24 protein-coding genes are annotated in these 24,254 nt (G+C 60.3%); 12 read left to right on the top strand and 12 right to left on the bottom strand.

Annotation, left to right across the window (positions count from 1 at the left end):
- Positions 1–68: 68 nt before the first annotated feature.
- Genes glgX through ligD form a run of 3 tightly spaced genes read left to right on the top strand, consistent with a single transcriptional unit; the run spans position 69 to position 4,123 of the window.
- The gene (gene glgX, locus C3Y91_RS05975; RefSeq protein ID WP_018497119.1) at positions 69–2,225 is read left to right on the top strand and encodes a glycogen debranching protein GlgX; all 2,157 of its coding nucleotides are present in this window, start codon (positions 69–71) and stop codon (positions 2,223–2,225) included.
- Positions 2,226–2,240: 15 nt separating this feature from the next.
- Complete coding sequence (locus C3Y91_RS05970; RefSeq protein ID WP_168575145.1) at positions 2,241–3,248, top strand: DNA topoisomerase IB; 1,008 nt, start codon at positions 2,241–2,243, stop codon at positions 3,246–3,248.
- Positions 3,245–4,123, top strand: a complete 879-nt coding sequence (gene ligD / locus C3Y91_RS05965; protein ID WP_130784176.1) for a non-homologous end-joining DNA ligase — start codon at positions 3,245–3,247, stop codon at positions 4,121–4,123. Before C3Y91_RS05970 ends, ligD begins: the two co-directional genes overlap by 4 nt.
- 12 nt (positions 4,124–4,135) lie before the next feature.
- Here ligD and C3Y91_RS05960 read toward each other — a convergent pair whose 3' ends face one another.
- The 3 genes from C3Y91_RS05960 to C3Y91_RS05950 are packed head-to-tail and all read right to left on the bottom strand — an operon-like array spanning position 4,136 to position 5,530.
- Positions 4,136–4,867, bottom strand: coding sequence for a glutathione S-transferase (locus C3Y91_RS05960; RefSeq protein ID WP_130666283.1), 732 nt, complete (start codon positions 4,865–4,867; stop codon positions 4,136–4,138).
- Between the two features lie 6 nt (positions 4,868–4,873).
- Positions 4,874–5,164 carry a DUF3175 domain-containing protein gene (locus C3Y91_RS05955; RefSeq protein WP_064250271.1) on the bottom strand — a complete coding sequence of 97 codons (291 nt, stop codon included), beginning with the start codon at positions 5,162–5,164 and terminating at the stop codon, positions 4,874–4,876.
- 51 nt (positions 5,165–5,215) lie between these two features.
- Entirely contained in the window at positions 5,216–5,530 is a 315-nt protein-coding gene (locus tag C3Y91_RS05950) for a hypothetical protein (protein WP_011655053.1), read from the bottom strand.
- A 120-nt stretch (positions 5,531–5,650) separates the two neighbouring features.
- On the opposite strand from C3Y91_RS05950, the gene C3Y91_RS05945 reads away from it, so the two are divergent.
- Positions 5,651–6,040 carry a hypothetical protein gene (locus C3Y91_RS05945; protein WP_130666285.1) on the top strand — a complete coding sequence of 130 codons (390 nt, stop codon included), beginning with the start codon at positions 5,651–5,653 and terminating at the stop codon, positions 6,038–6,040.
- A gap of 153 nt (positions 6,041–6,193) precedes the next feature.
- Here the strand turns inward: C3Y91_RS05945 and C3Y91_RS05940 are convergent, their stop codons facing one another.
- The 5 genes from C3Y91_RS05940 to C3Y91_RS05920 form a co-directional block, all read right to left on the bottom strand.
- A complete protein-coding gene (locus C3Y91_RS05940) occupies positions 6,194–8,911 on the bottom strand; it encodes a response regulator (protein WP_130666287.1) in 2,718 nt (905 codons plus the stop codon).
- Positions 8,912–9,082: 171 nt separating this feature from the next.
- Positions 9,083–9,256, bottom strand: a complete 174-nt coding sequence (locus C3Y91_RS05935) for a hypothetical protein (protein ID WP_018071066.1) — start codon at positions 9,254–9,256, stop codon at positions 9,083–9,085.
- Between the two features lie 9 nt (positions 9,257–9,265).
- Positions 9,266–9,436 (bottom strand): hypothetical protein, encoded by a 171-nt coding sequence (locus C3Y91_RS05930; protein ID WP_018071067.1) that lies wholly within the window; start codon positions 9,434–9,436, stop codon positions 9,266–9,268.
- Positions 9,437–9,575: 139 nt separating this feature from the next.
- Entirely contained in the window at positions 9,576–9,830 is a 255-nt protein-coding gene (locus C3Y91_RS05925) for a DUF2934 domain-containing protein (RefSeq protein WP_024319964.1), read from the bottom strand.
- 142 nt (positions 9,831–9,972) lie between these two features.
- On the bottom strand, positions 9,973–10,614 hold the full coding sequence (locus tag C3Y91_RS05920) for a UdgX family uracil-DNA binding protein (protein ID WP_168575144.1): 642 nt from the start codon (positions 10,612–10,614) through the stop codon (positions 9,973–9,975).
- 214 nt (positions 10,615–10,828) lie between these two features.
- Between C3Y91_RS05920 and C3Y91_RS05915 the strand changes: the two genes are divergently transcribed.
- From C3Y91_RS05915 to C3Y91_RS05905, 3 genes are all read left to right on the top strand, one after another.
- Complete coding sequence (locus tag C3Y91_RS05915) at positions 10,829–12,292, top strand: phospholipase D-like domain-containing protein (RefSeq protein WP_130690590.1); 1,464 nt, start codon at positions 10,829–10,831, stop codon at positions 12,290–12,292.
- Between the two features lie 93 nt (positions 12,293–12,385).
- Positions 12,386–13,201: an endonuclease/exonuclease/phosphatase family protein gene (locus C3Y91_RS05910; protein WP_018071070.1), complete on the top strand. Its 816-nt coding sequence runs from the start codon at positions 12,386–12,388 to the stop codon at positions 13,199–13,201.
- Between the two features lie 210 nt (positions 13,202–13,411).
- Positions 13,412–14,302 carry a LysR substrate-binding domain-containing protein gene (locus C3Y91_RS05905; RefSeq protein WP_130666289.1) on the top strand — a complete coding sequence of 297 codons (891 nt, stop codon included), beginning with the start codon at positions 13,412–13,414 and terminating at the stop codon, positions 14,300–14,302.
- Between the two features lie 20 nt (positions 14,303–14,322).
- On the opposite strand, the gene C3Y91_RS05900 is transcribed toward C3Y91_RS05905, so the two are convergent.
- Positions 14,323–15,228, bottom strand: a complete 906-nt coding sequence (locus tag C3Y91_RS05900) for a LysR family transcriptional regulator (RefSeq protein ID WP_018071073.1) — start codon at positions 15,226–15,228, stop codon at positions 14,323–14,325.
- Positions 15,229–15,337: 109 nt separating this feature from the next.
- Between C3Y91_RS05900 and C3Y91_RS05895 the strand changes: the two genes are divergently transcribed.
- Positions 15,338–16,168: an SDR family oxidoreductase gene (locus C3Y91_RS05895; RefSeq protein ID WP_168575143.1), complete on the top strand. Its 831-nt coding sequence runs from the start codon at positions 15,338–15,340 to the stop codon at positions 16,166–16,168.
- A 957-nt stretch (positions 16,169–17,125) separates the two neighbouring features.
- A complete protein-coding gene (locus tag C3Y91_RS05890) occupies positions 17,126–17,521 on the top strand; it encodes a hypothetical protein (protein ID WP_026170819.1) in 396 nt (131 codons plus the stop codon).
- Positions 17,522–17,625: 104 nt separating this feature from the next.
- Here the strand turns inward: C3Y91_RS05890 and C3Y91_RS05885 are convergent, their stop codons facing one another.
- Positions 17,626–18,138: a GNAT family N-acetyltransferase gene (locus C3Y91_RS05885; RefSeq protein WP_130666364.1), complete on the bottom strand. Its 513-nt coding sequence runs from the start codon at positions 18,136–18,138 to the stop codon at positions 17,626–17,628.
- Between the two features lie 138 nt (positions 18,139–18,276).
- On the opposite strand from C3Y91_RS05885, the gene C3Y91_RS05880 reads away from it, so the two are divergent.
- The 3 genes from C3Y91_RS05880 (at position 18,277) to C3Y91_RS05870 (ending at position 19,759) form a co-directional block, all read left to right on the top strand.
- The gene (locus C3Y91_RS05880) at positions 18,277–18,432 is read left to right on the top strand and encodes a hypothetical protein (RefSeq protein WP_164034395.1); all 156 of its coding nucleotides are present in this window, start codon (positions 18,277–18,279) and stop codon (positions 18,430–18,432) included.
- A gap of 210 nt (positions 18,433–18,642) precedes the next feature.
- Positions 18,643–19,236 carry an ankyrin repeat domain-containing protein gene (locus C3Y91_RS05875; protein WP_024319972.1) on the top strand — a complete coding sequence of 198 codons (594 nt, stop codon included), beginning with the start codon at positions 18,643–18,645 and terminating at the stop codon, positions 19,234–19,236.
- Between the two features lie 13 nt (positions 19,237–19,249).
- Positions 19,250–19,759, top strand: a complete 510-nt coding sequence (locus C3Y91_RS05870; protein WP_024319973.1) for a YHS domain-containing (seleno)protein — start codon at positions 19,250–19,252, stop codon at positions 19,757–19,759.
- Positions 19,760–19,770: 11 nt separating this feature from the next.
- On the opposite strand, the gene C3Y91_RS05865 is transcribed toward C3Y91_RS05870, so the two are convergent.
- Both C3Y91_RS05865 and C3Y91_RS05860 read right to left on the bottom strand, forming a co-directional pair.
- On the bottom strand, positions 19,771–21,942 hold the full coding sequence (locus C3Y91_RS05865; RefSeq protein WP_130666291.1) for an adenylate/guanylate cyclase domain-containing protein: 2,172 nt from the start codon (positions 21,940–21,942) through the stop codon (positions 19,771–19,773).
- 1,324 nt (positions 21,943–23,266) lie between these two features.
- Positions 23,267–23,533: a hypothetical protein gene (locus tag C3Y91_RS05860; RefSeq protein WP_020397472.1), complete on the bottom strand. Its 267-nt coding sequence runs from the start codon at positions 23,531–23,533 to the stop codon at positions 23,267–23,269.
- Positions 23,534–24,254 lie beyond the last annotated feature (721 nt).

The raw sequence follows: 24,254 nt of genomic DNA, 5'->3' as shown, positions 1-24,254 counted from the left end.
CCTTTCATGAGGGAACTTTCGAACCGCCGTTACGTTATCTGCTTGGTCTTTTTACCAAGCGGGGCATTATGAGCTACTCATTTTCGGAACTCGACTTCCTCAAGCCGGAGCTCGGGGCGGAATATATTGGCTCGGGCACCCATTTCGCCATCTTCTCGGCCCATGCGGAGCAGATTGAACTCTGCCTCTTCTCGCCTGATGGAAAGAAGGAGGTCGCCCGGTTGCCGCTGCCAAAGCGCGAAGGCGACATCTGGTCCGGATATATTGCCGGCGTCGGACCGGGCACGGTCTACGGCTATCGCGCTCATGGTCCCTACGATCCTGCCGCCGGCCATCGCTTCAATCCGAACAAGCTGCTGCTCGATCCCTATGCCAAACAGGTGACGGGCGAGCTGATGTGGGACGATGCGCTGTTCGGTTATCAGATCGGCGAGGACGACCTTTCCTTCGACGAGCGCGACAGCGCGCCCTTCATGGTCAAGGGCGTGGTGCAGGATCCGGATTTCGACTGGGCGGGGGAAGAGGCGATCCGCCGTCCCTGGCCCGACACCATCATCTACGAAGCGCATGTGCGCGGCCTGACGATGACGCATCCAAAGGTGCCCGACCGGCTGCGCGGCACCTTCCTCGGCATGTGCAGCGATCCGATCATCGACCATCTCGTCAAGCTCGGCATCTCGGCGATCGAGCTGCTGCCGATCCAGTATTTCCTCGACGATCGCTATCTCCTGGAAAACAACCTCAGCAACTATTGGGGCTACCAGACCCTCGGCTTCTTCGCACCGCAATCGCGCTACATGTCCGGCGACAAGATCACCGAGATCAAGACCATGGTGAAGAAGTTTCATGCCGCCGGCATCGAAGTCATCATGGACGTGGTCTATAACCACACCGCCGAAGGCAGCGAAAAAGGCCCGACACTGTCCTTCCGCGGGCTCGACAATGCGAGCTATTACATTCTCTCCCCCGATGATCCGCGCCATACCTTCGATACGACGGGTACCGGCAATACGCTGAATGTCGCCAACCCGATGGTCATGCGCATGGTGCTCGACAGCCTGCGCTACTGGGTGGGCGTCATGCACATCGACGGCTTCCGTTTCGATCTCGCCAGCACGCTCGGGCGGCAGGATCTGGAATTCGATCGCCAAGGCGGCTTCTTCGGCGCCATCCGGCAGGATCCGATGCTGTCGGGCGTCAAGTTGATCGCCGAACCCTGGGATATCGGCGAGGGCGGTTATCAGGTCGGCGGCTTCCCGCATCCCTTCCGCGAATGGAACGACAAGTTCCGCGACGACGTCCGCCGCTTCTGGAAGGGTGACGGCGGCATGGTGTCGGAACTGGCGGCGCGCGTCACCGGCTCGGCGCCGCAGTTCAACCATTCCGACCGGGGAGCGACCTCCTCGATCAATCTTCTGTCGGCCCATGACGGCTTCACGCTGATGGACACGGTCTCCTTCAACGACAAGCACAACGAGGCGAATGGCGAGGATAACCGGGACGGCCATTCGGATAATCATTCCGACAATATGGGCGCCGAGGGTGCGACCGATAATGCCGATATCAACGCCGCGCGGGCACGGCGGCGGCGCAACATGATGGCGACGCTGATGCTCTCCCAGGGCGTGCCGATGATCCTGGCCGGCGACGAGCTCGGCAACAGCCAGGACGGTAACAACAACGCCTATTGCCAGGACAACGAAATCGGCTGGACCGATTGGGCAGGGCTCGACGATCCTTTCCTCGATTTCTGCCGGCAGGCAGTCGCCTTCCGCAAGGCCCATCCCGTTCTGCGGCAGGAGCGGTTCCTGACCGGCGAAACCGGCGAGGACGGCCGCATCGAGATCGCCTGGTACAGACCGGACGGCGGCTTCATGGATGACGGTGCCTGGAACGATGATGAGCTGCGGGTGCTCGGCGTCTATCTCTCGAAGAGCGCGAATGCGCCCGAGACCGAGACGATGGATGACCTCTTCCTCATCTTTAATGCCGGCGGCGACTGCGAATTCCACGTGCCGGAGGTAAATGGATTGACGAAATGGTCGCGGATTGCCGACACCGGGGCGGAGAGGGATGCCTTTAAGGTTCGCGATCAGGATAATCCGGTCATGGTCTATGCCCAGAGCGTGGCCGTCTTTGCACCGGAGGGGCAGACCGAGCCGCTGAAGGACATGACCAAGGCCGGGCGCCGGTGGTGGTTTCAGTTCGGCCGCAGGAGCAAGTAACGGGTCGCAGAGAACATGAATGCCGAAGCCATCACCGACCTTGGTCTCGTCTATGTCAGCGATACTGAACCAGGCATCCGCAGACGAAGGAAAGGCAAGGGCTTCAGCTATGTGATGCCCGACGGCACGACGCTGGCCGACGAGTTGCAGCGGGCGCGCATCGGCGCGCTCGGCCTGCCGCCGGCCTACGAGAATGTCTGGATCTGCCTCTACGAAAACGGCCACCTGCAGGCGACGGGCTTCGATGCGCGCGGGCGCAAGCAATACCGCTACCACAAGGAATGGCAATCCTTCCGAAGTGCGGGAAAATTCCATCAGCTGATCGAGTTCGGCCGGGCGCTGCCTCGGATACGCCGTACCGTGTTGCGACATCTCGACACCGGTGCGGAGGATGTCAACGGCGTGCTTGCGGCTTTGACCACGCTGCTTGACGAGGCGCACTTACGCGTCGGCAACCAGGCCTATGTCAGGGAGAACGGCACCTATGGCGCAACGACGCTGCTGAAGCGCCACCTGAAGATCGTCGACGGGCAGATAGAGCTGAAATTCCGCGCCAAGGGCGGCAAGCGCGTCCAGCGCAGTCTCAAGCATCCCAGGCTGCAGAAGATCCTGGAGGAGATAGCAGACTTGCCTGGGCGCCAACTCTTCGTCTGGAAGGATGAAAGCGGGGCGCTGAAGCCAATCGATTCCGGCCGGTTGAACGCCTATCTGGCCGAGATATCGGGGATTCCCATTTCGGCGAAGACCTTCCGCACCTGGGCAGGCTCGCTGGCGGCCTTTGGAGCGGCGCGCGAGGCGATTGTCGGCGGTAGCCGGCCGACGGTAAAGCAGATGTCGGAGGCCGCGGCAGAGGCGCTGCACAACACACCGGCAATCTCGCGCTCGAGCTATATCCATCCCGCGATCATCGCGCTCGCCGGCAACGATCATCCGCTGATCGAGAGCGGCAACGAACCATTGCGGGGCTTGCGGGCCGAGGAAAACAGGCTACTTGATTTCCTCACAAGCGAGATCGAAGAATGAGCCCCAGACACCCGCCGGCATCTGATGTATCGCTGACCCATCCCGACCGGCTCTACTGGCCCGACGAGGGCGTGACCAAACAGGCGCTGGCGGATTACTACACCGCGGTCTGGCCATTCATGGCGCCTTATGTCGTCAATCGGCCCTTAGCACTGCTGCGCCTGCCGGACGGGATAAAAAGTCACCAGCGGTTTTTCCAGAAACATGCCTGGAAGGGCATGAATCCGCATATCGAGGAGATTGCCGATCCAGAGGATCCGGACGGCGAAAAGCTGCTGCGCATCGCCGATTTCAACGGCCTCGTGGCGCTGGCGCAGTCGGCCGCGCTCGAAATTCATCCCTGGGGCGTCACGACCGACGATTGGGAACGACCCGATATGATCACCATGGACCTCGATCCCGGGGAGGACGTGGCCTGGAGCGCTGTGATTTCAGCAGCGCTTGAATTGAAGGCGCGGCTGGAAGCACGTGGGCTGGCCGCCTTCGTCAAGACGTCAGGCGGCAAGGGGCTGCATGTGGTGACGCCGCTTGCGCGGAAGGCCGGCTGGGCCGAGGTGAAGGATTTCGCCCATTCACTGGCCGAAAGCATGTCGGCCGACGCGCCGGAAAAATATCTGGCAACCGCGACGAAGGCAAAACGCGGTGGACATATCTACATCGATTATCTCCGCAACGGCCGCGGCAACACGGCGGTCGCGGCCTATTCGACGCGGGCGCGATCGGGTGCGCCGGTTTCGATGCCGCTGGATTGGTCAGAATTGAACGAGGTGAGCGGTCCCGCCGCTTTCACGCTCGGCAACGTGCCGCGGCGATTGGAGACGCGACCGAAGGACCCGTGGGGAAATTTCTTCGAAGCGGCCGTGCCGCTGGAATGAACGGCTCTTGCCTCAGCCCGCACTGTCGAGCTCAGGATAGTGCCTGAAAATCCCTTCCTCGTTGAAGGCGAGGCGGCGGGGAGAGGCGAGATAGCGGGCAATGTTCGGACGGTTCGCCACCGCATCATGCAGAGCCAGCAGGGCCGGGTATTCCGCCTTCCTTTTCGACATGGCTTTCGGAAAGGCATAGGTCAGGCCCTCGATCACCTGGAAGAGCGAGAGGTCGACATAGGTGAGCGCATCGCCGACCAGATGGTTGGGGCCTTTCGGGTTCTGTCGCAGCACACGCTCGAAATAGCCGAGGAATTTCGGAATGCGTTCGCGGATGAAGGCGGCAGAGCGGGCTTTTGCCTCTGGCTTCTGGTCCTCGTAGTAGAGCGACATGTCGATCGGGTGATGGGTATCGTGTACTTCGGCGACGAAATCGGTGACGGTCAGCTGCAGGCCGTTGACGACGTGGCGAATGCCTTCATCCTCGGGCGCAAGGCCAAGCTTCGGACCAACGTAAAATAGTATGTTGGCGACATGCGGGATGATGAGATCGCCGTCCTTCAGGAAGGGTGGTGCGAAAGGAATGTGCGGTTCGCTTTCACTCTCCATGATGTCGATCATGGCGCCGGTACCACGCCCACGGCCGGACAGGCGGGTGATGTCGACATAGTCGGCGCCGGCTTCTTCCAGCGCCAACCGCACGAATTCGCCGCGGCCTTGAATGCCGTCCCAATAATAAAGCTCGTATGCCATGGCTGCTCAATCCTTCGGTTGACGACCGAAGTCTTTTCGCAGTTCGTCCTTGGCCTTTTCAAGGGTGCCACGCCGCTTTTTCGTCAGCTGGTCGCCGGCGCGGTTGATGTAGAAGGTCAGCATTGACATGGCGGCGCGAAAGGGGCTCGACTTGCGGCGATCGCTCTCCTCGGCGGAGTGCTTGACGGAACGGGCAATCTTCTTCGGATCGTCCGATTTGAACACGCCTTGCTTCAGGTCCATCGCATCGCTGTGTTCGGTGACGTCCTGCGACCATTTCTTCTTCGATTTGGCCATGTCGAAAATCCTTTTGCCGGATGCGGCCGGCGGCAAGCCACCGCCTGCCAGTTAATGATGGCTGTGGTGTTCATTGCGCTTGCGCGTCGCAGCTGCCTTTTTTGCGGAAGCGGAGCGTTCCTCTTTCGAGCGTGCGGCGGAGGCCGCGCCGCCGATGCGGCCGCCCTTTTCGGAGGATTCATGCGTGTCCTTCTTGCCGCGGCCGGAACCGGATTTGTTGCCGCCGCCGCTTTCCTTGTTGACGGTCGCCCAGGCACGCCGTTCGGCTTCTTTCTCGGAGACGCCGCGATCCTCGTAGCCCTCCTCGATATGCTCGGCCTTGCGTTTCTGCTTATCGGTATAGTCGGACTTGTCACCTCTCGGCATTTTTGCCTCCTCTGGTTTTTCAAAAGAATTGAACCGCTAGGGAGGCCAAAAGTTCCGGTCATACGGTCATAGTCTGCAGGCTCGGGATTCGGAACAAAAGCCGGTTTTATCAGGTTTCCGATGGGAAAGCCTGATACAGCCGATGGAAACGGCGCGATCGACGTGAACGGCCAGGTATCGCCGGTTGCCTATACCGTCAGCCTCAAGCAAGGGACGGGGCGTTCCTACGAGGTCGACATCCGCCTGATGGCGCCGCGCGACTGGCTGCTGCAAAGGGGTTTCGAGCGGGATGCGGTGCTGGTCAGCCAGAGCGGCGCGCGCATTCCCATCTATCACCACGATGGCAGGCGTCACGACGATGGCAATCATTACGATGGCCGTCTCGATGCTGCCGACACGATCTCGATCGAACTGACGGCGCGCGACGACAGCTGCACCAGTGAAGTGGATCTGATGCGCAAATTTCCCGAATTCGACGGCGCTGATTCACGAAGGACGGAAAGGCTCTAAAGCGCGTCGCAATCTTTTAGATTGGCTCTTTGCGCTTTAGCTCTTTGTTTTTACGCATGTCGTTAGCGCAAAACCGCTGCACAGTTTTGCGCGTTATGGGCAGATTCAAAGTGATAGAGCGTCCTTAGCGCGTCTGAAAAAACGCGCAGCGCTCTAGCCGACAGGTCGCTGCTGGACGGCGGTCTTGACCGCCTGGTCGAGCGCCGTGCTGCTGAAAGGTTTTGACAGCAGCACCGAACCGGGGAGACGGTTTGCCTCCGGCAGGCTGCTGTTGCCGGTGGCAAAGACCAGGCCGACCGACGGAAAGGCCTCGCGGGCCTTGGCGGCGAAGGCCTGACCCGACATGCCGGGCAGGCCGACATCGGCAACGATGATGTCGACGATGGTGTGTCCGATGATTTCCACGCCCCGTTCGCCGCTATCAGCCTCGATGACGTCATAGCCGAGATCCTGCAGAATCTCGACAGTATCCATGCGGATGAAGGCGTCGTCTTCCACAAGCAGCAGCTTCAGCTTTTCGCGGGCGATCTCGTGGTGTTTGGGAACAGGCGCTACGGCATCGTTTGCCCCCTGGTCGCGTCGCGTCCGGTTGGCAAGCACATGGCGGATCTTGCGAGCGAGTTCCTCGCGCGTATAGGGCTTCGAGAGCAGTTCGAGACCGGGGTCGAGCCTGCCGCCATGGACGATCGAATTTTCGGTATAGCCCGATGTGTAGAGCACGGCGATATCAGGCAGGCGCTCGCGCGCCAAGCGCGCAAGCTCCGGGCTCCTCAACGGGCCGGGCATGACGACATCAGTAAAGAGCAGATCGATATGGGCGCCGCTTTCGATAACGGTGAGCGCGCTTTGCGCATCCTTGGACTTGAGCACGTAGTAGCCGAGATCCGTCAACATCTCGACGACAGTCGTGCGCACACCCTCGTCATCCTCAGCGACAAGGATGGTTTCCGTGCCCCCTGTTGCCGGCACGCCGTCGACATTGGTGATGCGATCCTCGCTCTGGAACGAGCGGGGCAGGTAGAGCTTGACGGTCGTGCCTTCACCGATCTCACTGTAGATCTTCACGTGGCCGCCGGACTGCTTGACAAAGCCATAGACCATCGACAGGCCAAGACCGGTACCCTTGCCTTCCGGCTTGGTCGAGAAAAAGGGCTCGAATGCCTGTTCTATTATCTCCTGCATCATGCCGGAGCCGGTATCGGTGACTGCCAGCACGACATATTGGCCGGCGGTAACTTCAGGATGGGTACGGCTGTAGGAATCGTCGAGGAAAGCGTTGCCGACCTCGATCGTCAACTTGCCGGCGCCATCCATCGCGTCCCGGGAGTTGATCGCAAGGTTGAGCAGGGCGTTCTCGATCTGCGTCGGATCGGCAAAGCTGTTCCAGAGGCCACCGGAAACCATGGTCTCGACTTCGATCTCTTCGCCGAGCGCGCGGCGAAGCATGTCGTCCATGCCGGTGACGAGACGGCCGATATTGACGACCTTCGGTTCCAGCGGTTGGCGGCGGCCGAAGGCGAGCAACTGGCTTGCCAGCCGCGAGCCGCGTCCGACGGCAGCAAGCGCGTTGGATATGCGTTCCTTGGCCCGGCCGTTATCAGCCACGTCCTTGCCGAGAAGCTGCAGGTTGCCGGAGATCACCTGCAACAGATTATTGAAGTCATGGGCGACGCCGCCGGTAAGCTTGCCGATCGATTCCATCTTCTGCGACTGCTGGAGTGCTGCTTCGGCCTGCTGGCGCTCGGCAATCTCGGCCGCGACGCGGACCTCTAGCATTTCATTGAGTTTCCGCAGCTGATCTTCCATATCGCGGCGCTGGTCGATTTCGACTTTGGCGGCACGGAAGAGCCGGATATTGTCGATCGCGACGGCTGATTGGCCAGCAAGGCTGACGAGGCTTGCCTCCGCCGCTTGGGAAAAACGGCCGGGCTGGCCGTGGCCGAAGAACAAGCCGCCGATGACGCTGCCGTCGCGTGATTTCACCGGCACGGCAAGATAGCTCCTGACCGGCAGATGCCCCTTCGGCATGCCTGCATGCGGCGCATTCTGCCCGTAGCGCGGGTCCCGCAGGATGTCGTCGGAGCGCACGATGCCTTCGCCGTTGAAGGTCGGCGCGAAGACCTTGGTATTGCGTGGCATCGGGAATTTCTCGAAGTTCTTCCGATCGACGCCGGAGAGCGCATAGAGCATGTAGCTGCCGCGCTCGCCGTCATCGACATTGTAGAAGAAGGCGCCGAATTCTGCGCCGGTCAGCGTCACGCCGGCATCGACGACAATCTGGGTGAGGCGATCGACACTGGGCTCGGCGGTGATCGCGGCACCCGCCTGGTTGACGACCGCAAGCGCTTCCGATTTGGCTCGCAGCTCTTCCAGCGCCGTCTCTTCGCCGCGCTTGGCCGTCACCTGGTCGGTGACATCAAGGGTCGCACAGAGGATGCCGGCGACCATGCCGTCATCGTCGCGCAGCGGGGTGTAGGAGAAGGTGAACCAGGTGTCCTCGGTGCGGCCGTCGCGGCGCATCGGGATGAGCAGCTCTTTGAAGAGCTGCGAACTGCCTTGGAGCGTGGTGGCGATGATCGGCGAGAACTGTTCCCAGATATCCCCCCAGACCTCGCGGAAGGGTCTTCCGAGCGCATCCGGATGCCGCTCCGGGAAAACAGGCACATAGGCGTCATTGTAGAGAAAGGCGAGATCCGGACCCCAGGCGACGAATTTGGGCTGGCGGGAATTCAATACCATTTCGGCGATATGCTTGAGAGAGGCAGGCCAGCTTTCGACCGGACCGAGGCCGACGGCGTGGAAAGCCGGATGCCGTAACAATTCGCCGATTTCGCCGCCACCTCTCGGCCAGCCGTCCCCGACGCTTCCCATTCAAAATCGCTTCCTAGTCGTCCGCCGCACCAGTGTCATTGGTCGCCTCGGGGTTCGAACCTTCCAAACCTCAACATAGAGGCTTCCGATGGGAGGGAAAGGGCGTGGTCGAAATATCCTTAACTGCCGGGTGTTGAACACTTTTAACAGTTTGCCAGGATCACCAGGAGGTTATTTTCGATAGAGTTTTTGCGATGCGGCGAAGGCGCGGCCGATGTAGACGGAGACCAACTGCACCGGCGCGCGCGGATCGCGAAAAACCAGTCCGACGAGGTTATCGACGACAAGGATGAACCCGAGCGCGAGACCGAGGTAAAGCAGCGCGGCGATGATGAGGAGCGACATCTCCATCCCTCACACGATCGCGATCGAAGCGCGGTTGCTGGCTAAAAAGAGGATTTCGGTATGACCGGCGTTCATGGCAACTTCCCCTGTTCCGCCATAAACCGTCATCGTATCTTCTTGTTCCCGGTTATCGGGCGAAGGTACGATTTTTTTTGGAAGCCTCAAAGCTTGCAGCGTCATCCGGCCTCTGTTCACCCCCGCATGGAAGCCCCACCTCTGAAATTCCATAAAGCATAACTAATTCAGAGATATGACAAAGAAGGAGCGAAGGGCGTCGCGACGACGCCCTTTTTAATCGACGTGCTCGGTATTCCGGTATTCAGGACGCCGTCTTACGGCTCGCGGTGCGCTTCGGTGCCGGTGTCACGACGCCGTTCGTCTTGCTGCCCGTGACGCTGCGTTTCGCCTTGGGCTTGACTTCCTTGCCGTCGGAAGACGCAGCAGAGCCCTCGAGCGTTTCGCGCTCGTGCCGTGCCTGTTCCCAATGGATGGAATCTCGCCCCGTCGGATAACCCTCTTCTTCCCAGAGGGCGTATGCACGTTTTTTGATCCACTCTTCCCGGGTTTCTGCCATCGCTGATCTCCAGTCACATGATGCCGTCGTTCGAACGCGATACTGCTTTGATGGTTCCAGAGGAGTGGGGCTCTTTCAAGCGAAATCGCGCCGCAACCGGAAATATTTCGCATCGCAGCATATTAGGGTTGAGAATCGGCACTCATGAAGGCCGAAATGCCGCCGCCTTGTGCAGATCTGATACGAACTCCCGGCGCTGCCGTTGCTGCTCTTCTTTGTCTCGGATGCGCAAGAGATAGGAGGGGTGGATGGTGACCAGAACGGGCGGACGGTTTGCCGGATACAGAATATGGCCGCGCTCTGGCGTCAGCTTCGCCTTCGGCCCGAGCAACGCATAAAGCGCGCTTGCGCCGAGCGTCACGACGAGTTTCGGCTGCAGGATGTTGAGCTCTGCGCCGAGCCACCAGGCGCAACGCCTGATCTCGCCGGCATTCGGTTTTGAATGCAGCCGCCGTTTGCCGCGCGGCGTGAACTTGAAGTGCTTGACGGCATTGGTGACATAGCAGCGCTGACGGTCGAGGCCGGCCTCATCGAGGCAGTGATCGAGCAGCCGGCCGGCGGGGCCGACAAAGGGCCTGCCGGTCAGATCCTCCTGGTCGCCCGGCTGCTCGCCGATAAGCACGATCTCGGCTTTGACAGAACCTTCGCCGAAGACGATTTGCGTGGCATTCCTGTAGAGGTCACAACGGGTACAGCCTTCGGCCTGATGCCGGAGTTCGGCAATGCTGTCGGCATCGGCGACTTCGAGCGCCAAGGCAGGGCCGACATTTGCAGCTATGTTCATGATGGTGATCCTCAGTCTTCTTGGGGTCAATCGATCTGTGCCGGCATTGTTCCCGTCGGGAATGGGCAGCGCGCTTTTGAAATCTGCGGGCCCATTCCGGAACCTTTCGCGATCGGTCCCCGGGCCGGCAAAATGGTCACGGTGAAAAATTTCGCGTCATGGGAGAGCGGCGGCGCGATTGAACGCCGCCGTTTCGGGGCTATATTCGCCAGCGATGTTCTATCTCCTGTCGACCTACTGGCCGCATATCCTCTTTGTCGTTTCGATCGCCATGGGGGCCGCGGCGGCGATCCATGCCGCCATGACCAAGGAAGAGGTGCGTGCCGCGACCGGCTGGGTCGGCGTCATCATGCTCTCTCCGATCATTGGTGCGCTGCTCTATGCGATTGCCGGCATCAACCGCATCCGCCGCAAATCGTTGAGTGTCCGCCGCGACGCGCTGCTGCTGGCGGCCGAATTCGACGAACTGGAGACATTCGATGCCGAGGCCGAGACGGTGATCAGCCAGTTCGGCCGCCGCTTTGCGGCGCTGCAGACGCTGGGCGACCGGGTGACGCGCAATCCGCTGACGACAGGCAATACGATCGACATGCTGGAGACCGGCGACGATGCCTATGCGGCGATGAAATCAATCATCGACGCGGCGACGCGCAGCATCCTGCTTGAAACCTATATTTTCGACCGCGATGCGGTTGGCCTTCGCATTGCCGATGCGCTGATTGCGGCGGTCAGGCGTGGTGTGGAGGTCCGGGTGCTGATCGACGCGGTCGGGGCACGTTATTCGGTGCCGAGCATTCTCGGCCATTTCAGGGAGAACGGCGTCACGGTCGCCGTCTTCAACGGCAATGTCATCATGGGCTTGCGGCTGCCCTATGCCAATCTGCGCACCCACCGCAAGATCCTGATTGTCGACGGGAAAATTGCGCTGACCGGCGGGATGAACATCAGGGCGGGCTTCAGCGAGGAGGCGACAGGCGAGAGCTTTGCCCACGACACGCATTTCAGCGTCACCGGCCCTGTCGTTGCCGACCTCTTCGACCTCGCCGCCGAAGACTGGCGCTTCTCGACGCAGGAGTTGTTGAACGACGAGCCCTGGCGCATCGAACCGCCAGAGCGCAGCCCCGGTGATCCCATCCTGATGCGTGTTGTCGCCTCCGGCCCGGACCGCAGCGTCGAGACCAACCATAAGATGCTGATGGGCGCCTTTTCCGTAGCGCGCCAATCGATCCGCATCATGTCGCCCTATTTCCTGCCGGACCGCGAACTCATCAGCGCCCTGGTGACGGCAGCGCGGCGCGGCGTCGAAGTCGATATCGTCGTGCCTGCGGTCAACAACCTCGTGTTGGTCGACCGGGCGATGACGGCGCAATTCGATCAGATCCTCAAGAATTACTGCCGCATCTGGCGCTCCACCGGCAGTTTCAGCCATTCGAAGCTGCTGACGATCGACGGCACCTGGGCCTATGTCGGCTCTTCCAATCTCGACCCGCGTTCGCTGCGGCTGAATTTCGAGGTTGATCTCGAAGTGCTGAACGAGGGCTTTGCCGCCGAGATCGACGAGCATATCGAGGAAAGCCTGAAAACGGCAGTGCCGGTGACGCTTGAGGGGCTGCAGGCGCGACCCTTCGCAGTGCGGTTGATCGAAAAGGTACTATGGCTGGGGTCGCCTTATCTCTGAAGGATTTTTTGTGATCGGACGTGGCAAGTCCGGCTTGCCTGCCTATACTGCTGAGACAAGCCTCTTCGATCAACGGAACAAGTGCGCCTGCCGATGCACGCCAGAAAAGACAGCCTTCCCGCCAGCATTCTTGCCTCGATCCGGAGCAGGAAAAAACGGCTCGATGCAGCCTATACGGAGGCAAGGCCGCGCAGTGCGGGAACGCTGATCGCCTCCTACAACGTGCACAAGTGCATCGGCACCGACCGCCGCTTCGATCCGGAGCGCACCAGCCGGGTGATCCATGAAATCGGCGCCGACGTGATCGCGCTGCAGGAGGCCGACACCCGCTTCGGCGAACGCACCGGCATTCTCGATCTCGGCCGGCTGGAGCGGGAGACGGGACTGATCCCGGTGCCGATTGCCGGCATGGCGAAGGCGCATGGCTGGCACGGCAATGTCGTGCTCTTCAAGAAGGGGCTGGTGCATGACGTGCATCAGGTCAAGCTGCCGGGGCTGGAGCCGCGCGGGGCGCTGGTTGCCGAAATCGAGCTCGAGCAGGGCGGGGTGCTGCGCATCATCGCCGCGCATTTCGGATTGCTGCGGCATAGCAGAGCCCAGCAGGCGCGCACGCTCGTCGAACTGATCAACGACAGGCACGAGATGCCGACCATCCTGCTTGGCGACCTCAACGAATGGCGGCTCGGCGACCGGTCTTCGCTCAACACGTTCCAATCCGCCTTCGGACCGCTGCCGCCCGCTGTCCCGAGTTTCCCCGCCGGCCTGCCGCTTCTGGCCCTCGACCGGATCATCGCCAACCGCAAGGGGATCATTTCGGAGGTGGAAGCGCATGACACGCCACTGGCGCGCATCGCCTCCGACCACCTGCCGATCAAGGCGCTTGTCGATCTGGAACCGGTGCCTGGCTGATGTCATGGCGACAGCGGGTGCCGTCGCCTTTGTCACTTCGCCCGGCGCTTTCACTCAAGCATGGCTGAAACGTCACCAGCCGGATGACGTTCAATATGATCTCGAATATCCGCTTGCGCATCGATATCTCTCCTTCGCGATCATATGCCGCCTCTTGCCTGGCGCCTTCAAACGAGTTTATCGTCGGCCTCGAATGACTTGAGGTTATGGATGAAACGCGGGCGCCTGCCACTGACGGCTTTGCGGAGTTTCGAGGTTGCCGGCCGCCTCGAAAGCTTCACGCTGGCGGCGCAGGAGCTGTTCATCTCGCAGGCAGCGGTCAGCCGGCAGATCCGCGAGCTGGAGACGTCGCTGGGCGAAGCGCTCTTCGAGCGCCGCCATCGCGGCGTCCACCTGACCGCCTCGGGCAACAAGCTGCTGGCGATCCTGACGTTATCCTTCGACCGGATCGATGAATGCCTGGAGGAGATCCGCGGCCGGTCGACGGATGCCGCGGTCACGATCAGCGCGGAACCTTCCTTCGCGGCATGCTGGCTCGTTCCCCGCCTGCCGGAGTTTCGCGAGCGGCATCCCGAGATCGAGGTGACGATCGACTCCGATCCACGCCTCGCCGAGTTCCGCAGTGGTCAGGCCGAAATCGCCATCCGCCACGGCGCGGTCGCCACCGCCTGGCCGAGGACCGAGAGCGAGAATCTCGCCGATGTCAGGATGATAGCGGTCGCAGCGCCTGCCTTGCTCAAGATGGGGCCGGCGATTAAGCGGCCGGAGGACATTCTGCGCCATACGCTGCTGCATGAGGAAAACCGGGATGTGTGGTCGAGATGGTTCGAGACGGCTGATGTCGCCATGCCGCAGACGGCGCGGGGACCGATCTATGCCGATGGCGGCCTGGTGATGCAGGCGGTCCTGCGCGGGCAGGGCGTAGCGCTGATGGACGAGATCTTCGCCGAGGAAGAGATCAAGGCAGGCCGGCTGCTTCGCCTCTTCGATCTTGCCATTCCTCACGGCGCCTACTGGCTCGTTGCGCGCAGTTTCGAACGGCTCAGCCCGTCTGCCTCGCTCTTCGTCCACTGGATCGGGTCCCGGATCGGGGGATTCTGAAGGGGGTGGGCGAGGGCGATCTATTGTCTGTGACGCTCGACCTCGGTCAGCACCGTGATGAAGGCTCGCAAACCCTGCGGCACGTGACGGTGGCCGGGATAATAGAGACAGAGGCCCGGAATGGCGGGACACCAGTCGTCAAGCACGGTGACGAGCGCGCCGCTTTCGAGAAAAGGCCGGGCGGTGCGATCCGAGACATAGGCGATGCCGAGCCCCTTTGTTGCGGCCTGCGCCATCAGTTCGACATGGTCGAGTGTCAGCACGCCGGGAACGTCGACGACAAGCTCGTGGCCGTGTTTTTCGAACTCCCAGCGAAAGAGCTTGCCGCTTGGCAGCCGGAAGCGGATGCAGGCGTGGGACTTTAATGCGTCCGGTGTCGGCGGTGCCGGATGCGCTGCGAGATAGGCCGGCGAAGCGACGGCAACAAAGCGGGTATCGCCGCCGAATTCCACCGCGATCATGTCGAGCGGCACCGACTCGCGAAGCCTTATGCCTGCATCGAAACCGTCGGCAACGACATCGACGAGCCGATTGTCGGTGACAAGATCGAGCGACATGTCGGGATAGCGGATGAGAAAGGTCGGGACTGCGGCATCGAGCAGCACCCGCGCGGCGATCTCGCTGGTATTGATCTTCAGCGTCCCGCTGGGGTGGCCGCGGAATTCGTTGACCTCCTCGAGCGCCAGATCGAAATCCCTGAACAGTGGTGTCAGACGGGCAACGAGGCGCTCGCCGGCTTCCGTCGCCGCGACGCTGCGGGTCGTCCGGTTGAGAAGCCGAACGCCCATATTTGCTTCGAGCGAACGCATCAGATGGCTGAGCGTCGAAGGTGACAGACCCAACTCGTCGGCGGCTTTGCGGAAGCTGCGATGGGTGACGATGGCAGACAAGGCTCTCAGATCGGCAAGGGTCGGCCTGTAATTCATGGCTAAAATTCACCAACTCATGCAACATTCAACGGATGGAAGCAGGAATAGGCTCATCTATCTTTACCTTCAAGAGCAGCCGCAATCCGGCGGCATGAAAGGTAAGACAATGGCAAAGACATGGATGATAACAGGCACCTCCTCCGGTTTCGGGCGCATCATGACCAAAAAACTGCTGGCGCGCGGCGATCGCGTCGCGGCGACGGTGCGAAGGCCGGAAGCCCTCGACGATCTGAAGTCGCATTACGGCGAGAACCTCTGGATCGCGACGCTTGACGTCAGCGATGACGGGGCGGTGCGCCCGGTCGTTGACGCCGCTTTTGGAGCGGTGGGCCGGATCGACGTCGTCGTCAGCAATGCCGGCTACGGCCTGTTCGGTGCTGCGGAGGAGGTCAGCGACAAACAGATCCGCCATCAGATCGACACCAATCTGATCGGCTCGATCCAGGTGATCCGGGCAGCGCTGCCGCATATGCGCGCACAGGGCGGCGGCCGCATCCTGCAGGTGTCTTCGGAAGGCGGGCAGATCGCCTATCCGAATTTCAGCCTCTACCATGCGACCAAATGGGGCATCGAAGGCTTCATCGAAGCCGTTTCGCAGGAGGTCGCCCCCTTCGGCATCGACTTCATCATCGCCGAGCCAGGTCCGGCGCGGACCGATTTCGGGCGCGGCTTGGTCGCGCCGCAGCCGATGGAAGCCTATGACGCGACGCCGGCCGGCGAAATTCGCCGCGCCATCGCCGACGGCACGTTCGAAGCCAAGGGTGACCCCGTCAAGATGGCGCAGGCGATGATCGAGGCTGCCGAGCAACACGCGGCACCGAAGCGACTTGCGCTCGGCGCCGGCAGCTATGCCTCGATCCGCAAGGCGCTGGTCGAGCGGCTGGCTACTCTCGACGCCTTCAAGGAGGTGACGATCGCCGCGGATGTCGATGGCTGAGCGCGACCAGCAAGGTACAGCTGTTGGCACCGGTTTGATTGGCATGTCGGAAGCTAAACTGTTCGAGACCTGAGGCGCCTTTTTGCCCGCACTCCGCAGCGCCTTTTTCAACACAGCGATGTTGGTGGGAGCAAGTCTGGTTGTGGCATGGAACATGAAACGATCCGTTGTTCTGTCGAAGTCCGCCGATTACGCTTCGACCTCGTGAACAGAGTCGACCTCAATGCCATGATTGCCCTTCAACCCGGCAGCAGGTTTGGATGGGCTTCCAAGTGGAATGGCAGCAAACGATTACTATCCCGGCAATTCGGCGCGCGCCCCAAAGCGCTGCATCGATTATTCTCAATGCAACCAAGAGTCGGTTCGGACCCAACCAGCATGCCGTTGATCGATGACGTACACATGATGGACCACGCATTAGCCGAGGCTCGCATCGCCTTGGATCATGGCGTCTTTCCGGTTGGCGCAGTTCTCGCAGCTGGAACGCGGCCGACGCGAAGGACGAAGTCATCAACCCCCTCATTGCCGATCAGTACAAGTTGCTCGCCCTGATCGCTGAACCATAGACCTGTCGTCGGTGAAGTCAAAAATGGACGCCTTTGATGCGCGGAAGCGCGAGTTGGCAGAAGCACTTCTACGCCACCGCTCCACTTTCTGATCTGAATGTTTTCAGTTGTCCCATGATATCCGGTTCGACATTCTCGCCGGAGACATTGAAGCTCCACGGAGGTTCCACGAAAGCAGAGCTTCTCGCTGGTCTTTCTCCAGACCCCTAAAATTTCCTGTATGCAACTGCTCGTATCTTATCGAGTGTGTGTGTTGGGCCTGACCACTTGAGCCGCAAGCAGACACGGCGACTTCGCCGCCTCCATCAAAATGATGATGGTGGTCACGTTGCAGCACCAACCCACGGGCGGTAGCTTAGCGCACCCTAATTTTGGGGTGGGGACCTACGCCATGAGAAAGATTCTTTCAAGCATTGGTGCACTGGCGTTCTTACTATCAGGTATAAACGCATATGCCGTGGACCTTCCAGCGGGTGCCAAAAAGGTCACGATGGAAGAGTTCAAAGCCTTTGCTGATGGCAAGCATGTGAAAGTCGAGATTTTCGATCTGGAGAAGCCCGTGACCGCCGATCTCGTATGGAGTTGGAAGAAGGGCACGATCACGGGTAAGGCTAACGTCGACGGCAAAATGATGGACGTGAAAATCAAGCTCACCTTCAAGGACGGCAAAGCTTGCTCGAACGGAAAAGGCGAGAAGCCAAATTGCCACTCTATCTATATCGATGGGGACAAATTCTATGAAGTTCGAGATGACATGAAGGTGCACGCTGTCTCGACGGTCGGGTAAATCTGCCGGCTGGGGTTCGTGTCAGTCGCACTCGCTGCCCATCGTTGGGTGGGCGTTTTCGGCCGACATGCGACTACACCCTCCGCCGGATCGCACAATACCGGTCATCGTTCTCGGACATACAAATTAGTCGGAGCGCCGTGCAGCATAACCTCTCGTTCGAACGAGAAGCCGCATCTCTCCAAAACTCGTCGAGCGGCTGGGTTGGCAGGGCGTACCAGCCCGATAACGCGACGAATGCCGACATCTTCGAATGCAAATCGCACCGCTTCCGTCACCAACTCTGTGGCAAAGCCATGCCCCCAGTAATCAGGGTGAAGGTGGTACGAGAGGTTGAGGCCATCAAATTCCTTTGAGACCGTGACTCCGCCGAAGCCGACTAGATTTCCATCAGCTAACGCTGTCCATCGCCCGAAGCCGTGATCTTTCCAATGGGCCATGTCTCGCGCAAGGCGAGCGGCGCTCTCTTCTGGTGCGTCTGGGTGAGGATCGGGACGATGCGCGACGAGTTCCTTTCTTGAGAAGAGGTCGGCAGTGAAATTGATATCCTGGGCTTCTGGCAGTCTCAAAGATAACCGCGCAGTTTTGCGCGTTGCTGCGTTGGAGGTCGCCCGCATTTCGAAACCTGTCACTGCGATCATCCTTGCCTGTTGTTCGCATTCCGGCTTCACGATAGCCGAGTAAGGTATGTCCTGGCATAGGAGTTGGCCGCTTCGGGCCCGAAAGAGGACACTCACCGTGCCATTGAGGCCGGCATGACCATGACCGGACACGGGGCCGACACACCGATGGAGCGTCCAGGCCTGTCCATGTTTGTACAGCGCCATGGCTCGATCCTTCGTGAAGTGATCAAGGCTTCTTATGAGTCCTGCGTTTCGACCCTGGGCTTGGGCAGCGGTGAACACGAGTAGTTGTCCGCTACTTCAGCAACGAAACCGTGGATGGCGACCTTTCGCTCCCAAGATTGCCGTCGTGCTGCACTGCATGGAAGAAACTTCTCGTCATTCGATAGCCGGCGGGTGTCCTCGCGCCATGCCATCGCAGCGCCTCTACCAGCGCCCATTGCCTATCCAAAGTCCTGGCGTTGTGCTATTTGTATTAGAAATCGCTAAGGTGAAACTATGCGCCGGCTGCTTGCATCGGCTGTGTTGATTTTCGCGGCGACAATGGCGGCCGCGGGGGAACCCTTGTTCGATGCCGTTGCGGCTGGAGATCGCACAGCCGTCGAGCAGGCTTTGGCCTCGGGTGTCAGTGTGAACAGCCGGGCCCGCGATCAGGCAACACCTCTCATAAACGCCTCGCTCGCAGACCACTTCGCCGTAGCCGAATTGTTGATCGGCAAAGGTGCTGACGTCATGGCGCGTAACTCCGGTGGCTTTACGCCGCTTCATGCTGCCGCCTTTTCCGGCAGCGTGCCGATCAGCAGACTGCTGCTCGCCCACGGCGCGACGCTCGATGACGCAGCCAATAAAGCGGGTGTGACCCCGCTGATGGTGGCCGGCGAGGAAAATCACGTCGCTCTCGCCACGTTTCTGCTCGCTGAGGGGGCCGACGTCGGTCATGTGGAGGTTCACGGCTACACGCCGATCACGCGGGCATTCTTGAAGCGCAACACTGACATCGTCCGGCTGTTCAAGCGGCATGGCGCGACCTGCCCGCCGGCGAGCTTCCTGGGCGACCAAGATTATGCGAAGTGCATGGAAATCCACGATTAAACAGGAGGCGGAGATGGATGTAGTGACCAGAAGCGGTGCACGAGCGATTGGTCGCTCTGTGGCGGTGTTCGGTTTGGCTGTGGCAGCGGCTATCGGCGGATCGTCGGCATTTGCCGACGACTCGGTAAACACGGGGTACTTCGGCGGTGTAGCGATCATGGGATACGACACGGTCGCCTATTTCACCGAAGGCAAAGCAGTGAAAGGCTCCGAGGAATTCTCCTACGAATGGCTGGGGACGCCGTGGCATTTCGCCAATGCCAAACACCGTGAAATGTTCATGAGTGAGCCGCTCAAATATGCCCCTCAGTACGGCGGCTACTGCGCGGGCGAGGTAGGGAACGGATCGGTCACCCTCAATAACGATCCAGAAGCATTCAAGATCATCGACGGCAAGCTTTACCTGATTTACGACAAGGGCGATGCGGAATGGTTCGCCGCCCATGCGGCGGACGCCGTTCCTCAGGCAGATAGCAAGTGGCCGAAGGTCGCAGCCGATCTCGAACTGGATCAGTATCACTGACCGCAACGTGTCTATTTGACGGGCGAGAAATAGAAGACCTTGCTCGAGTTCACGTAAGCATAGTTGGTTTTATCGGGCGAGTTTGCACGTCTGTAGACCGGGCCACAATCGGCTCGACCAAACGCGTTTTCACTCTGTTCGCAGAGCAGGTCGCCATCGACGGAAACCGTCTCGGTCATCATCTGCGTCGCCGAGCGGAATGCCGACTTGCCATCGAAGCCGATTTGCATGAGTGCCGGGCTTCCCAAGGGTTCGGTCTTGCCCTGCAGGAGTTTGCCCATGACGGTGCTCGCGATTTCGTCACCCTTCAGCCGATCGTTGTCGTCGCCCTTGAAACCGAAGGGCCATTCCGGCAGGCCGGCCTCGCGCAGCGCATCGAGGATAAACGCCAAATCCTGCTCGTTGCGGAAGTGGGCATAGCCCATACGCCAACCCGCCAGGCAATCGAGCCCCGCGAGAAGGCGATTTCCTTCGGCGACAGCCGCACGGGCATCCTCAAGGCGGCCGGCTCGGACATAGGCCATGGCGAGGGGAATGACGAACCCGCCGTTATCTGGAGAACTGTCGCGCGCGCGTTCGAAATTGGCGAGCGCCTTCGCGTAGTCGCGCTGCAGATAAAAAACCAGGCCGGCAGTATATCGGTCGATAGCCGATAAGGTCGGGTCGTACCTCAGCGCCGTCTCGACGGCCGCAGCGGCTTCGGCATGATTGCCCGAGATCAACTGAACGTATGCGAGCGCCATATAGGCTTCGGCGTCGGTGGGGCCGAGCGACACTGCCTGCTGCGCCGAGGCGATCGCCTGCTCGTAGCGGCGGTCGACGCCCTGGATGATGGCAAGAACGGCGTACGGCGATGAAAGGTCGGGGTCGAGGGCCAGAGCGCGACTTGCCTTGTCGTAGGCCTGTTTTCGCGCCAAGGCGCTCTGGAGAACATCGTCGTAGACGCTTTGCCAGACATAGGCGGTAGCGCGCGCGTCGGCCGCGAAGGCCTCTGCAAAACTGGGGTCGAGCGCCTCCGCCTTGTCAAAGAGCGCCAGTGCCTCCAGCATTTGGGAACGGCGGCCGGTGCGCGCCGCTTGCTCGGCACGCAGGTAGTAGTCGTACGCCTCGAGATTGGCGGTCGGCGGACGGGCAATCCGCTTAGTCTCGGACCGAGTCAACCTCAGGCCGAGCGCTTCGGCGATCTGCTGGCTCATCTCGTCCTGCACAGCAAAAACATCCGCCGCGCCGCGACTAAATCGAGAGGCCCACAGATGGTCGCCGCTTGCCGCATCCATCAATTGCGCAGTGACGCGGATTTGATCGCCGGTCCGCTGCACGCTGCCCTCAACGACAAAGCGCACGCCGAGATCGCGTTTGATGTCGGCCAAAACGTGGGGTTTGCCCTTGTAGGCAAACACCGAATTCTGGGAGATGACGTCAAGGTCAGAAAGTCTGGCGAGATCGGAGATCAGGTTGTCGGTGATGCCATCGGTAAAATAGTCTTGGCTTGGGTCGCCACTCAAATTTGTGAATGGCAGCACCGCGATCGATGGGCGTTGCGGTGCAAACGGCCGTTGCCATACGACGACAATCAAGATGGCCGCGATTATGAGCGTTGCGAGTGTTGTCAGGATCATAGCCCGACGTCCGGCCCGAGGGGCCGCGACGACCTTGCCCGCCTGGGAGGGGTCGAGCAGAACACTATAGGCGCGAACCGGATCGGCAATGTTCTTCAGCCTCTGCTCACCGAGAGATGAAAAGCCGACATCGGCCTTGTGCACCGCGTGGTCGAAAGCGGTGCCGGATATGCAGATTCCGCCCGGCTGGGCTAGACCCTCCAGGCGCGCGGCTATGTTGACGCCGTCGCCGTAGATGTCATCGCCTTCGACAATGATGTCGCCAAGGTTGACGCCGATGCGAAACTGAATTCTCTTTTCGTCGGAGGTGTTCGGGTCGTGGCTGGCCATTTTCCGTTGGATGATCGCGGCACATTGGACCGCGTCTACCACGCTCGCGAACTCAACCAGTGCACCATCGCCCATGAGCTTGATGATGCGGCCGTGAAACTCCGCAATGGCGGGATCGACCAAGTTCCTGCGACATGCCTTCAACCGCTCCAGTGTGCCGCCCTCATCCTCTCCCATGAGGCGGCTATAGCCAACCACATCGGCGGAAAGTATAGCGGTGAGCCGCCTCTCCATGTCCCTGCCCACCCTTTCGATCTCGTAAGCGAGCCGGATATCTTACCACGTCGAAGGCGCGCAGGCACTGCAGCCTCAGTTTTCGTGAAGTTCTAACGAAGCTTTCGTGGCTGTACCCTCAGCCGAAAGCCCTTTCAGTAAGGCGACCGGGGACAACGCGAAGTTGCCGCTGCGGCTGCTGACGATCTAAGTACGGCACCTCCGGCCAGCAGCATGCAAAAGTCAAAAACATCCTGCCAACCCGGAGCCGTCCCACATGGCGCATTCGAGACGGGCGATGAGCCAGTTTTTGCCGCCCCTTGCGGGCTGTTGGACTTTCTACCGGCCTGAGAGGCAAGAAGCGGGTCAGCTTTGACGCCGGTCGGAGCGGCGAATGGCATGCCGAACCACACTCGGCGATCTCAACATCGAGTCCTTCTTGCGACAAGATCCTCTCCAAGGTCGAAGCGGCGCTTCTCGAATTCACATGCTACCAGTGCGACTAACAGTGGGTCATCGTCCTCATCGACAACAGCGTTGATAGGAAAATACTCATAGTCGATGCCCTTCCAAGCGGCTATCGAACGAGGGAAGGGGTCGGTGGGAACGGAGGAAAAGACCAAGACGCCGCCTACTGGGGTACCGCGGATCATAATGGTCTTCCAACTGCTCTTCATCGCGGACAAGACCGTCCACCATAGCCTTGAGCAGTCGAGTTTTGCCAACGCCGTTACGGCCGACGAGAACAGCTATGCTGATCGACGCTCCATCGGCGGAAACCGAGGCCCGCGCGTGGCTCCTGTCGGATCGTGCCTCCGCGATCATCGAGCGGTGAAGAGGAGGGAGCCGTCCCGTGTTCCTGGATTTCGGCGATTCCGACATTTCTTTGCCTTGGCTTCCTTCGACGGGAGTCCTTTGGCGGCTGAAGTTCATGCCCATGGGTCGCGTGATCGTGACACCTGTGCATCGGCTGTAGGCGACGGTAGCATCGCAGCCAGCGCATGCAATCGAATGCTAAAGAATGGGTTAATTTGGGACAGTTGTGCGTGGAGAGCGCCTCTGGTCGGCGATGCCGAACGCGCAATTAAAATTTGAGGACGGCATTTTTACCCCGGGTTCAGGTTGAGCGGATAGCTATCTGGCGACACCGAAAGTGGTGGAGATTGGGAGACAGCCGTTCATCATGGATTACTTCGATCGTTCGTCACGTTGGCAGCAACTCCATACCTCAGGGCGTTGGTGAGGTTGCTCCTACCTGCTGGGATTGTGGCGGCAGTCGTCGCACTTGTGCAAGAGGTGGACTGGAAAGCCCAGCACCAATCGAGACGAACACTGCGAGAGGTCGTTACTCGCGAACTTCGAGACTGTCTCCGTATTTCAGGGCGAGCCGCCTGCAATCTTCGCAATCAAGCTCGATGCCGTCCAGTGTGACTGTCGCAGCCGCCGTGCTGCAAACAGACTGATCCAACCTGGCGACACGAAGAATGGCGTTGCCAAGCAGCATATCACATGGAGCATGTTCTACTTCAGGGCCGCCGACGCTATGCGTGACAATACCCCGCACCGTGGCAAGCCATTTTCGCTTTCGTATGATATTTCTGTCCTCGACCATGAGCGTGCCTCTACCGGAAACCCGGTTAGCTCACCTCGACCTGACCGAGTCACTGCTAGGAAAACCCGTTTAAGAAATCCTTGTTCCGGGGGGCAACCACTCTCGATCAGCTCGATTGAACCATTGCATCGCCGAGATTGAGTACCGCGCCTCGCACACGATGGGAACCTGCGACACGCCTCGTACAAGGCCTTGCGCGAGCGCCAGGACAGGCCGCCGTTTACACGATTGACTGAAGATCGCCGCGACTTGGAACACAGCCCGACGAGAAGTCGCCGGGCTGTGTTCGTTGATATCGAAATTGGGGGTCGGGGCAGGGATTCGAACCCCGCGTCACAGCTCGAAGGCTGGAAGCAACCTCGGATACCCGAGGGATGGGGAGAGCGCCGCGCTCCGATTACGCTTACGCCCGACTGAACCATCAACTCGTGGCCCTTGCAATTGTTCCAGATAGGCGGCCAACCCACGAGCCCAGCATTGGCCACCGAGCTTTCCCAGGCTACGTCGCCGAACTTTTGTTTTTTGGAGCAGAGGCGTCAAGGTCGGCGGTCAACATCAATGGATGGTCTGGTCACTGATTGCGCTCGGGTTCCGGGGAGTTATCCTATCGCGTGATCTTGACACCTGTGCATCGGCTGAGCGTGGTGAACCATCCGCTCTCGGGTGCGCCCATAAGCGGATTTCGCAGGCCTACCATTGAGAATGCCGAGGCGCACCAGAG

It is taken from the genome of Rhizobium ruizarguesonis (assembly GCF_012349115.1).
GTDB classification, from domain to species: domain Bacteria; phylum Pseudomonadota; class Alphaproteobacteria; order Rhizobiales; family Rhizobiaceae; genus Rhizobium; species Rhizobium ruizarguesonis.
The sequence above is the reverse complement of the archived record's forward strand: the minus strand, read 5'-3'. Positions and strand labels throughout refer to the sequence as shown.